The 12,105-nt window shown below is 66.5% G+C and carries 6 protein-coding genes; 2 read left to right on the plus strand and 4 right to left on the minus strand.

All coding sequences use genetic code 11. The features are described from left to right. Positions 1-89: 89 nt before the first annotated feature. Together ACYVKQ_RS02740 and ACYVKQ_RS02745 are read right to left on the minus strand one after the other, a co-directional pair. Complete coding sequence (locus tag ACYVKQ_RS02740) at positions 90-3,056, minus strand: glycoside hydrolase family 2 protein (RefSeq protein ID WP_460575374.1); 2,967 nt, start codon at positions 3,054-3,056, stop codon at positions 90-92. Between the two features lie 89 nt (positions 3,057-3,145). Continuing rightward, on the minus strand, positions 3,146-4,255 hold the full coding sequence (locus tag ACYVKQ_RS02745; protein ID WP_460575376.1) for a porin: 1,110 nt from the start codon (positions 4,253-4,255) through the stop codon (positions 3,146-3,148). Between the two features lie 387 nt (positions 4,256-4,642). Between ACYVKQ_RS02745 and ACYVKQ_RS02750 the strand changes: the two genes are divergently transcribed. Beyond that, positions 4,643-6,190, plus strand: coding sequence for a hypothetical protein (locus ACYVKQ_RS02750; RefSeq protein ID WP_460575378.1), 1,548 nt, complete (start codon positions 4,643-4,645; stop codon positions 6,188-6,190). Continuing rightward, positions 6,191-10,528: an nSTAND1 domain-containing NTPase gene (locus ACYVKQ_RS02755; protein ID WP_460575380.1), complete on the plus strand. Its 4,338-nt coding sequence runs from the start codon at positions 6,191-6,193 to the stop codon at positions 10,526-10,528. On the opposite strand, the gene ACYVKQ_RS02760 is transcribed toward ACYVKQ_RS02755, so the two are convergent. Together ACYVKQ_RS02760 and ACYVKQ_RS02765 are read right to left on the minus strand one after the other, a co-directional pair. Continuing rightward, positions 10,507-11,466 carry a hypothetical protein gene (locus tag ACYVKQ_RS02760; RefSeq protein ID WP_460575382.1) on the minus strand — a complete coding sequence of 320 codons (960 nt, stop codon included), beginning with the start codon at positions 11,464-11,466 and terminating at the stop codon, positions 10,507-10,509. The genes ACYVKQ_RS02755 and ACYVKQ_RS02760 overlap by 22 nt on opposite strands. 3 nt (positions 11,467-11,469) lie before the next feature. After that, a complete protein-coding gene (locus ACYVKQ_RS02765) occupies positions 11,470-12,054 on the minus strand; it encodes a hypothetical protein (RefSeq protein ID WP_460575384.1) in 585 nt (194 codons plus the stop codon). Positions 12,055-12,105: the final 51 nt, after the last annotated feature.

A 12,105-nucleotide genomic window follows, 5' to 3' on the forward strand; every position in this document is an offset into this window, starting at 1 on the left:
CAACGAAGCGGTAGAGATGCTTCGACAAGCGGACGCCAGATGAGCATGACGTGCTGGAGGCATCATGGTAGCAAAGTCCCCACTACGGTCTAAAACAAATCGTCCTTGGCCGGGGCGGTGTAGGGCTGCGGGGCGCCGCTCATCTTGGGCAGGCCGAAGTAGAAGTAGAGCGTGCGTTTGCGGGTGCCGCTGAGGTGGTTCAGCTCGCTCTGCGGGCCCAGATTCTTGGTGTCCGCGTCGATGTTCAGGGCCAGCTTGGTGCCCAGCGGCGGAATGGCGTCGAGAAAGGAGAGGTTGCCCACGGGCAGCTGCGGGTGGGGCTTCACGCCCGAGAGGCCGTAGAAATCAAAGAGGCGCGCGTAGAGGCCCGCATCGGGCGTGGCGACGAGAAACTTGCCCTCCACCGTGTTCAGCTCCAGCCAGCTGATGTCGGCGAAGTAGCCCTTGAACTCGGGGTAAATCCACGGCGCGGCGCCGGTCTGGGTGTTGTTGTAGGCGTTTTCCCACACGTTGGTCGTCACGCCCTGCAGGCGGTTTTTCCACACGCGGTAGGGACCCTTGCCCAGCCACTTGGCGCCGAGAACGAAGTTTTCGGGGTAGGTGAAGCTCAGGCCCGCGAAGGGTACGTCGCCGCTCACCGCGTACTGGTAATCGAGCTGCAGCCAGCCCGAGCCGTACATCTTCCAGCGCACGGCCTGCAGGTCGCCCTGGTAGCGCGCCTCGATGACTTCGCCGTCGGCTTCCGAGCGGTACTGCAGGCCCTCGAAGCGGGCGTTGCCGGTCACCAGCACCGGCCCGTTGCCGAAGCTCAGCCGGTCGCCGTTGTTGCCCTTCAGCCCGCTGATGCGGCCGGTGGTCTTGTTCCAGGTGACGGTGATGCCCCCGGCTTTGAGCGTGAGCGTGGAGTCGGTTTCGGTGCGCTCCACTGCCTGCTTGTCTGGCAGGGCCACGATGCCGTCGAGCAGCCGGGCGGGCGCGCCGGTGGCCCAGCTCCACTTGTACACCAGGTTTTTCTGCGGGTCGTAGGCCGAGAGCAGCAGCGCGTCGTAGCGGCGCCAGTCCTGGGGCAACTCCAGCCGCAGCTGGCCGCGGCCCAGCGGGGCCACGTCGGGGCTGGCGGCGCGGCCTTTGGGGCCGCCCACGTAGCCGCTGAACGTGTCGCCGGGCTTGCGGTACGTCACCAGCTCCCACTGAAAAAAGCACTGGCGCAGGTTGGTGAAGTGGTAGCGGTTTTCCAGCCGCACGACGCCTTGAAAGTCGGCCGGCAGGGCCGCCGTCGTGGCTGCGCCGAACCCGCCCGCTGCCGCGTCGGCCGGGGCCGCCGGGGCCGCCGGGGCGGCTTTCGCCCGCTTCGCGGCCTTGGGCTCGGCGCTCAGGCTGACTTTGATCGGCGCAAAAATTTCGCGGATGGCGTAGAAGCTGCCTTCCTTTTCGCGGTGCGGGCCCACCACGCCGTCGGGGGCATTCACCCCGTTCACGTCGATGATGCCGCGCTGGTCGGTGCGCACGATGCCCTCGTCGACCAGGGCCCAGAGGAAGCCGCCACCCGAGCGCGGCGCCTGCCAGTGCAGCTCCCAGATGTCCTGCAGCCCCACGGCCCCGCCGCCGTCGTCCTGGCAGTGCAGAAACTCGGTGGGCATGTAAATCAGCGAGTCCGCCAGGATTTTCTGCGAGCTGTAGAAGTTCTCGTAGTGGTTGGTGTCGATGCCGTTGTGCTGGTTGCTGGGCCGGTGGTGGGCGTGGATAACGGGCCGCCGCGAGAGGTCGTAGCGGGCGTAGTGGGCGTCGAGCTCCTTGTTGGTGCCGCCTTCGTTGCCGTTGCTCCAGCACAGGATGCTCGGGTGGTTCGCGTCGCGCTGCACCAGCTCGCGCACCAGCGGGGCGCCGGCCTTGGTGGAGTACGCCTTCTGCCAGCCGGCCAGCTCGTCGAGCACGTAGAGGCCCAGGGAGTCGCAGAGCTGCAGGAAGCGGCGGTCGGGCGGGTAGTGCGACATGCGGACGGCGTTCATGTTCATCTCCTTGATGAGGCGCACGTCCTGCAAATGAATGGCGTCGTTGAGCGTGCGTCCCGTTTCGGGCCACCAGCTGTGGCGGTTGATGCCCTTGAGCTTGACCTGCGTGCCGTTGACGAAAATGCCCCGCCCGCGCCGGATTTCGATGGTGCGGAAGCCGAACTGTTCGGTGGTCTGGTACAGCGGCTGCCCGCCCGCCCGCAATGATACCCTTGCGCGGTACAGGTGCGGCGTTTCGGCGGTCCAGCGCAGGGGTTTGGCGATGCTCGTCCGAATATTGACCAGCGTGTCGCCGGCCTGGGCCGTGCCGCGGGTGGTGCCCACCACCTTACCGGCCGCGTCCAGCAGCTCGGCCTGCACCTCGGTGGCCTGCCGCAGCCCCTGCACGAACACGTTCATGGCAAACGAGCCGTCCGCACGCGCGTCGATGGCGGTGCGCGCAATGAACTGCTGCGGGTACGCGGCCAGGTACACGGGCCGGAAAATGCCGCCGAACACCCAGTAGTCGGCCAGCCGCTCGGCGTTGTTCACCGACGCGTCGGCCGACATCTTGCTCACCGTAACTTCCAGCAGGTTGGGCTGCCCGGCGGGCTTGAGCTTGTCGGTGATGTCGTACTGAAACCGGTAGAACGCGCCCTGGTGCACGGGCCCGGCCAGCTGCCCGTTGATCTTCACCTCCGTGTCGGTCATCGAGCCTTCGAAGACGATAAACACCCGCTGCCCCTGCCAGCCGGCGGGCGTGCGGAACTCGTGGCGGTAGCGGCCCTGCTCGTCGGCAAAGCGGAAGTTCTTGCCGTAGGTTTTGTAGTCGCGGCCGTAGTTGTAGCTCCCGAAGCCTTGCTGCTCCCAGCACGAGGGCACCTGAATGGTTGTCCAGGCGCCGCTGCGGCGGCCGCCGGTGCAGAAGAAGTCCCAGGTTTGAGTGTGCTCGTTGTCGCGACCCGAGAGGTACTGAATCTGTTGGGTGGGCGCGGCGGGCTGGGCCGCGGCGGTAGCCGCCCACAGCAGCAGGCAGCCGAGCCAGAGGGCGCGGAAAATAGACATAGGCACGGGGAGGTCAGGAGCGGTTCAGGGCCTGAACATACTGTCTGCCCGCTGGCTGGCCGCCCTGTAGTGTCCTGCTGCCCGCCGGCTCAGAAGCTCAGCGCCACGCTACCGGTCACGTTGGCATAGCTGGCCGAGGGGCGGCCGGCGTCGGTGCGGAAGGGCCGCTCGGGGCTGCGCAGCGCCCGGCCTTCCACGCGCACCAGCACGTGCGCGCTGGGCGCGTAGTCCAGGTTCAGCGAGGCGCCGCGCACGCGAAAAGCGGCGTCGGTGGGGGCGGGGCTCGGGGAGCGGATGACGACGCCGCGGCCGGCGTGGTAGTACTCGCCGCGGGCCACGGCCGCCCACTTGGGCGTGAACTGGTAGCGCACGAAGGCCGCGCCGGTGTGCCAGGTATCGGCGCGGCCGCGGCGGGCGCCCTGTTGCTGGCCGAGGTCGAACACGGCGGCTACGCTCAGCCGCTCGGTGGCCGCGTAGCTGGCGTACAGGTTGTGAAAGTAGCGGCGGCGACGCACGGAGTCGCGGGGCTGCTCGTTGCCGTAGAACGTGCTGCTGTTCAGGGTGAGCTTGGCCGTCGGCTTCCACTGCAGCTGCGTGCCCGCGGCCTTTGCCCGGTTGTTGTCGCGCAGGTTCTGCCAGCCGTTGAGCACCAGCCCGGTCAGGGTTAGCTTCGGGCCGAACTCGTAGCTCAGGCGCGCGCCGGCTTCGTAGTAGGGCGAGTTTTCGGCCATGATGGAGCGCGAGAGCGTCCAGTTGTCCTTGCTCAGCGCCGACTCGAAACCGATGTGCGAGGGAAAGATGCCCACGTCCAGCCAGGCCCGGGCGAAGGGCCGGAAGCCCGCGTAGGCTTCGTACACCGGGCGCAGGGCCGCGGGCTCGGCGGCGTAGTTGGCCTCCACGTAGGTGCCCGCGTGCAGGCCCAGGGCCCCGCGCACCTGCCCGTCGTCGTAGCGCGCGCCGAGCACGGCGTTGTTCAGCGCAAACTCGTTGGCGCGGCTGTGGGCGTAGAGAAAGTCGGGCCGCCGCGCGCTACGTCCCTGTAAATCGTAGCCGTAGTAGCCGTCCACGAAGCCGTAAAAGGTAAGCGGATTGGCCGGCGTGGGCACTGCGGCAGAGTCGGTGCGGCCACCATCGGAGTTCTGGGCCTGGGCTGCGGAAGGCAAAAGGGCAAGCAGCGCAAGCGGGACGAGTAGTTTCATCAGTGGGGGAGAAAGGCGCGCCCGACCCGCAGTACGAGTTGAGCTGGCTACATGATACGGTTTCCTGTCTCTCAATCCCTGCGCCCGGTTTGCTGCGGTACTAGTAGTTATTTGCAAGGGCTTGATGGAGAGCTTAAAGCAGAAATAACACAGGCTGGCGTGCCGGCGGTGTGGCCACTCATCACCCCACTCCGGTAAGGTGGTATTACCGTTTTGGGGGACTTAAGGGAGTTGGCCCCCACTGGCTGCTGGCCCACTGGGCGCGGAGCAACTGGTGCGCCGGGGTGATGCAGCCGAATCCCGCCCGCTTATATTGGTCTTAATTGATAATTAATGGTAAATTATCGATGTGAATCAGGGTTTTCCGAACCTTCAGTGGGAATTGCTATGGCTGCTTTGCTTCCGGGGTACGAGTACGACATCTTCATCAGCTACCGGCACAACGACAACCTCTTCGACGGCTGGGTCACGGAGTTTGTCACGCACCTGCAGGAAGAGCTGGCCGCTACGATCAAGGTCCCACTGAGCATCTACTTCGACAAAAATCCCCACGACGGCCTCGGCGACTCGCACTTGGTGCACCCCAGCCTGGAGCATCGGCTGCGCGCCCTGATCTTGATTCCGTTGATTTCGCAGACCTACTGCGACACCGAGCGCTACTCCTGGAAGCACGAGTTTCTGCCTTTTTGCCAACAGGCCAGCGCCGATGCGCTGGGCTTGCACCTGCGCCTGCCCAACGGCAACGTGGGGTGCCGCATTCTGCCGCTGCGCATTCACAACCTCGACGAAGACGACGTGCAACTGCTGCACCGCACGCTGGGCGGGCACCTGCGCTCCATCGATTTCGTGTACCAAGATATCGGCGTCAACCGGCCGCTGCGCCCCCAGGACGATGAGCTGTACAGCCTGCACCGGGGGCTGCTGTACCGCAACCAGATCAACAAAGTCGCCAACGCCATCAAGGAGCTGATCCAGGCCATCCGGAAGCCTACCGCGCCGGCGGTGGCCCCCCCCGTTGCCCCGGCCGCCCCGCAGCCCGCACCGGCCCCGGGCGGCCCGGTAGTGTTTCTGGCCTGGACGTCCCGCGAGCTGGCCAGCCGCCGCGAAGAGCTGGCCCTGGTGTGCACCAAGGCCGGCCTGCACGTGGTGCCCGCCACCGATTGCCCGCTCGACGAGGAGGAGTTTCGGCGCAAAACCCAGGAGGCGCTGGCCGCCGCCACCTGCGCGGTGCACCTGCTGGGCAACGAGTTCGGGCGCCGCTTCGAGGATGACGAGGACTGCTCGTTCCCGATGTACGCCTACCAGGAGGCGCACCGCCTGGCCGCGGCCCGGGCCGATTTCCGCCAGTTCGTGTGGTACTGCCCCGACGAGGCCCTGGCCGTGCGGCCCGCCCAACAGGCCTTCGTCAACAACATCCGCAACGAGCTAACCGAGCGGTGCACCTTCACCAACGCGGCCAGCGCCATGCAGCTCGTAGAGGATTTGCGCAGCACGCTGGCCCGGCCAGCCGGGCCGCCCCCCCCGGTGGAGAAGGAAACAGACATCTTCTTCGTGTTCAACCAGCTGGACAGCCAGGAGGCCAACGACATTACCGACCGGCTCAGCGAGGAAATTCCGCTGGAGGTGCTCACCATCGAGCCCGACAGCGAAGACCTGTACAAGGAAATAACCGTGCGCAGCATTCCCAAGAGCCGGCTGACGGTGGTGTATTTCAAGTACAGCGCCGACTGGGCGTTGCCCTTCGTCAAGCAGGTGTGGCGGCTGGTCGGCGGCGCGGGCTCGGCTACGCCCATCCTGTTCGTGGGCGAAGACGAGCCCGCGCAGAACCGCATGCGCGTGTTCAAGGCGCCCCGGGTAATTTCCTGCATTCAAAGTCATTTGGGCGTGTGCGCGGAGGTACGGCGGGTGTACCAGCAACTAAACATGCCCGTGTAGATGGACACCTTCTGCGAACCTACCCTCTCGTTTTTCGACGTGGACGAGCCGGTTTGTCCCTACACCGGCCTGCGCACGTTCACCGAGGACGAGGCCCTGTATTTCAAAGGGCGCGAAGCGCACGTAGCCAAATGCCTCACACGGTTGGCGCGCCACCGTTTCCTGATGATAACCGGGGCCTCCGGCGACGGCAAATCCTCGCTGGTGTACGCGGGGCTGCTGCCCGAAATCCGGGCCGGGTTCGTGCGGGCGCGCTACAGCAGCTGGGCGGTGGCCACGTTTCGGCCCGAGCGCAGCCCGCTGCGCAACATGGCCCGGGCCGTGGCGGCGGCCCTGCGCCTGGAGCAAAGCGCGGCCACCGTGGAAACGGAGCTGAGCCAGGGCTTCTCGGCGCTGGTGCAGCTGTACCAGGCGTCGTCGCTGTGCCCGCCCGACGAGCTGCCCGCCGACCTGCTCCCGGCCGAGCAGCGGCGGCAGCGGACGCAGGCCGCCAACCTGCTGGTGGTCGTCGATCAGTTCGAGGAGTTTTTCACCAACCCGGAAAACTACGCGGGCAACAGCCCCAATGCGGCCGCGCAAACGGTCGTGAACCTGCTGCTGGAAACCACCCGGCTGGTGCAGGAGCAGAACCTGCCCATCTACATCGTGTGCACCATGCGCTCCGATTTCGTGGGGCAGTGCGCCGAGTTCCGCGGGTTGATCGAGCAGGTGGGCGAAAGCCAGTATTTCGTGCCGCGGCTGCTGCGCCACGAGTTCGTGGAGGTCATCCGCGAGCCGGCCGCGCTCAGCGGCTCGCGCATCAGCGAGCGGCTCGTGCAGCGGCTCGTCTACGACATCCAGGACGGCCAGGACCAGCTGCCCGTGCTCCAGCACGCGCTGCACCGCATCTGGATGGCCGCCGACCAGGGCCGCGAGGAAATGGACCTGATCCACTACGCCATGGTCGGCGGCTTCAGCGGCGTATTGCCAGCCGCCGACCAGGCCCGTTTTGAGCAGTGGCGCGCGGGCGTGCCGGCCTGGCAGCAAACGTTTTTGCTGACCAACTGTTCCCTGCGCAACGTGCTCGATGCCCACGCCAACCAGCTGTACACCGAGGCCACGGAACTCTACAACCAGGCGTACGAGCCGGCCCTGGCGCCGGGCACGGCCCAGCAGGTTATTGAGAAAACCTTGCGGGTGCTCACCCGCGCCGACGGGCCGCGCGTGGTGCGCAACCGCCTGAGCGGGGCCGAAATCACCGCCATCCTGGCCGATGCGGCCCTGCCCTGGCCGGTGGTGTGCCGCATCCTGCGGCCGTTTCGCGCCGAAGGGGCCACCTTCCTCTCACCCTTTCTGCTGGCGGGCGACGACGACCCCACGCTGCCGCCCGACACGGTGCTCGACATCACCCACGAAAGCCTGATCCGCAACTGGGCGCGCCTGGCCGGGTGGGCCGCCAGCGAAGCCGAAGACGTACGCGTGGTGCACGACCTGCTGCACCAGGCGGAACGTTGGCAGGCCAGCCGGCGCGACACGGGTTTTCTGTTGCCCATCGGGCCGTATACCTTTTTCTCTGAATGGAGCCGTCGCAAGCAAGGCAACGCCAGCTGGCTGGCCCACTACGTGGCCACCGGCCCCGACACGGCCCACCGCCAGGAGCAGGCCACTCAGCAAAGCCAGCTGCTGACCAGCTACCTCGAAGCCAGCCGGCGGCGCCTGCAGTTTTCGCTGCTAGTGGCGCGCTACCACGTGAGCCGGCGTACGGTCGCGGCCGTTTTGCTGCTGCCGCTGCTGCTGCTCGGGCTGGTGTGGTACGGCTGGGTGGCCCGCAAGCGCAAAGCCGACTACGTGGCGCATTCCATCGTCCGCAGCCGCACCAACTACCTCGCCTCGCCCGACTTGCTGCCCGCCGACAAGGCCAACTTCATCATCCAGACCGACCGGCTGAAACACTACACGTACCAGCCGCTGCTTGGCGGGAAGAGTGCCGACGACCACTCCTTTCCGCGCCAGCTCGACGCGCTGGCCAACGACACGCTGGCCCTGGATACGGAACTGGCCCTGTACACGCGGGTGAGCAACGTGGCCTACGATTCCATCGAACGCGAAAACCCCTGGGCCCGCCGCCTCCTCTTCGACCTGGACCGGCGGCTGGACCGCGCCGGGAGCATCGAGCAGCCTACCGCGGGGGCCGCGGCCCTGAGCGAGCAGCAGCGGCAGCTGGCCCTGCACACGGCCCGGGCCGTCATGACGCTGACGCACTACCTGCTGTACACCGACCCGGCCACGCCGGGCGTCAAGCCCCGGGTGCTGCGCCGGCGCGACAACCAGCCGCTCTACGCCATGCGGCGGAAGCTGCTGCGGCGCCTGCGCGGGTACGTGCGGCGCGAGGTGCAAACCACCGAAGGCGCGGCGCCCAACGCCGTCAAGTTTGGCTTTTGCCTGCGCGTGCTCCTCAGCCAGGGCCAGGACACAGCCGACGAGCTGGCCTTCTTGAACGGGCTGAACCCGTTGAACCTGAACTCGCCGGCGCGGCGGCAGTTTCTGCGGTTTTTTCCGGCCACGTTTCAGGAGAAGTCGACCAGCGGGGTGCCCAGCCTGCGCAAGTACGAGCTGCACCTGGCCGGCGGCAGCATCGAGCACAGCGGCGGCTACCAGACCAGCGCCATCATCTTTGCCGCGTTGCGGCAGCCCGCAGCCCTGCTGCAGTGCCTGGACTCGCTGCAGCGCCAGACCCGCGACATCGACGACGCCGACGGGGGCATCGCGCTGCTGCCGTACCTGATCAAGTACGAGCTGCTGACCCCCGACAGCCTCTACCCGCTGCTGCGGCGCTGCGCGCGGCTGGGTGCGTTTTCGTTCAACGAGATGTACGCGGCCACCGCCTACTGCCTGCTGAGCGTGAGTCCCTCGCTGCGCGTGAGCGAGCTGTACGTCGTCGATCCGAACAAGGCCAAGGGCCGCAGCCCGGATCTGCTGAACTACGACCGGGCCAGCTTCTCCATTCCGCTCGGCTCGCGCGACAAAGCTTGGACGGCCCTGGCCGCCGCCACGGGCACCATTGCCGCGCAGGAGCCGCTGTTTATGGAACCGGGGCACAGCAGTCCGGCCTTTACGCGCCGCAACACGCTCTTTCTGCAGGCGTTCCTGGCCAAGATGCACGGCGTGTACCTGGCCGAGTTGAAACGGCAGCCCGCAGCGGCCGCCCAGCGCTTTGCCGCGTTTGCGGCGGCCGTGGAGCAACTCAAAACGGCTTATCCGGCCGGGGCCATCGTCAACGAGCACGACTGGAATTTTCACGTCGGGCAGGTGGTGAACATCATCGGCCCGGCCACCGTGGGGCGCGACCCGGTGCGGTTTCTGCAGCTGCCCATCCGGCCCAAAACGCAGCTGTTCGAAACTTACCTGACCTGCCCGTTCGACGCGTTTTTTCGCTTTGAGCTGGAGCACGCCGCTGCCCAGCCCCGGCCCGACGCCGGCCTGGTGCAGCTGCTCGACAGCGTGGCCTTCGTGGAAGCGGCTTTTCCCGACCGGTACTCCGGCACGCGGGAACGTTCTTTGCGCGCGGAGGCGCTGTCCCGCCTTCGCGAGAGCGTGCCCAACATGGCTTGGATCAGCGCCATACACCGGGTGGCCGTGCCGGGCTTGCCGGCGGCGCGCGCGCAGCGCAATGCGTTGTTGTTTGAGCTGGAGCAGGCCCTGCAAAGCCCGGCGCACTTGGCGGCGCTGGACGTGCCGCGGCGGGTGCTGCCGCAGGTGCGCCTGCTGCCCACTCAGCCGGCCTTTGCCCAGGTGCCGCTGCAAATGGCGCTGTCGGACGTGGCCGCGGCGCTGGCCCGCAACGGGCGTCCGCGCGAGGCTTTCGAGCTGGCCGCAGCCCTGCCCGCGCCGATGAACGATGCCACGCACATCCGCATCGGCGAGCAGCTGATGATGCGCGACAACCGGGAGGAAAAGGACCGGCTCGACGCCTTTCTGGATGATTACCGGCGGCGCCTCACGCCCCGGCCTGCCGATGCCGCCGCCAGCGTGCTGCCGCTGCTGTACTGGCGGCCGTACCTGTTCGACAGCAACACCGGGTTCTACGATTTTGCCGCCCTCATCACCAAGGAAGGGTCGGGGTTTGCGGCGCAGAACGGCGGCTTCTACATGTGCAAGGGCCGCAGCTTGGCCGACGACAGCTACCGCGCCGTGCAGGGCATTCCTGCTTACGAGGCCGAGTACCGCCGGCAGCGCTACTACAACTATGTGCTGGCGGGCCTGGCGCACCTGAAAACTGCGCGGCCCAACGACGGCTGGCGCGAGTACGACGAAAAGGTGCTGCTGCGGCCCGCCGACTACGACGGGCCGGCCGAGTAGCTCCGAACCGGCGCCGCCGTTTCCGTTTCGGCCAGGCTGGGCTCGTGGTCGAAATGGACCTGGCGCTGAATCAGCCACTCGTGGTTTTGGGAGAGCAACGTGCTTTCCACCTGCTGCACGTAGCCGGCCAGGGGCAGGCTGCTCGATGGTGGCAGCTCAGCGAGCTGTTGGAGGTTGTGTGCCAAGGTTTTGTAGCGGCTCAGCAGCAGGTCTACGTTTTCCGTCTCGATGTAGACTTTTAGTAAGCCGATGGCCAGCACGCAGATCAACAACAGGTTGAAATGCTCAATGGATTTCGCTGCATCGGGTTCGACGAGCGTAGAATTAAGAAGCGTCGCAACCCGAAGAATGGCCCACGCTACTCCAATGAGAAGCACGATGAGTACCAACTCCCGGTGCTCCGCCACACGCCGTTTCAGCTGCTGGGCGCGGCGGGCGAAGTACTGCTGCTGCTCCTGTACCCGGTACTGCTGGTACTGCCGCCGTTTCTGTGGCTCGGAAAGGCTGGCATATTCGCTTTTCTGCTGCGCCAGTTCATCCGCAGCCACGTATTTGCCAAACTCTTCGCCGGCCAACTGCTGCTGAAACCGGCGCCATTCGGCCGGTGAGTAGGCGCCGCCGTGCGGCCCCAGGTCGAACAGGTAGCACCAAACTTCACTTTTCAGCTTTTCTGCCTTGGCGCGCAGCGTGGTCCAACGGGCGAAGCTGCCGCGGTGCCCAAACTGGTAGTATACCTCGTAAATGGCTCCTCCCACCGTCAGCGCGCAGACGAATATTCTGATCCACAATGTCTCTGTAATAGCCCACACTTCGTGGGCCAACCCAATCAAGCCCAGCCCGACCAATGAGCAGATGTACAGTCGTCGCCACGCGTGCTGCGCGCGGTCGGCGTGCAGGTCCAGGGCATTGTAGAGCGGAATCAAGCGTTCAGGAGCCATGCGTCAGGAAGGGGTTAGGATACTGGTGCCGAGGTTGAGCGTGGGAATGCGGCGCGCGTGCAGCAGCTGCAGAAAATCGCGGCTGCCGCCCGGTTCGGGCGGCTGATGCGCCTGCAGAAACAGCACCGCCTGCACGTGGGTGTGGGCCCCGGCCGCCAGCGTGACGGCCTGGCGCAGCATCGTGCGGTTGCAGCGGGCAAACTGGTCGGACTGCGGCTCGTAGCCCGTGCAGGTGGTGTAGGTAACCGTTGCCGCCGCGCGAAGGGCTTGCTCAAACAGCTGTTCCCAGGGCGTCGGGTCGGGGCCGGCTTTGGGGTAGGCCACGGACACGCGCACGAAGTCGGGCAGCCCAAACGGCAAACACACGTGCAGCGGAACGCGCAGCTGCAGGCACTCGTGCGCGAACAGCAGATCGGCGCCAGCGGCCAAACTGCCCACGGCGGCGCGCACAGGGTGCGCCGGCGCGGCCAGCCGCTGCAGCACCGACCGGATTTTTACCTGCACTTCCGGTACCCGGGAAGGAGGGAAACGAGCCTCAGCGAGACCCTGCCAGTCCAAGCGGTGTCCGGAAAACAGCAGTACGGTCATGCGGTGGAGGAGGCTGCAGGGCAGTTGCCGCAGCGGAGGTGAAAAATCGGC

The sequence above is a fragment of the Hymenobacter coalescens genome, assembly GCF_054783195.1.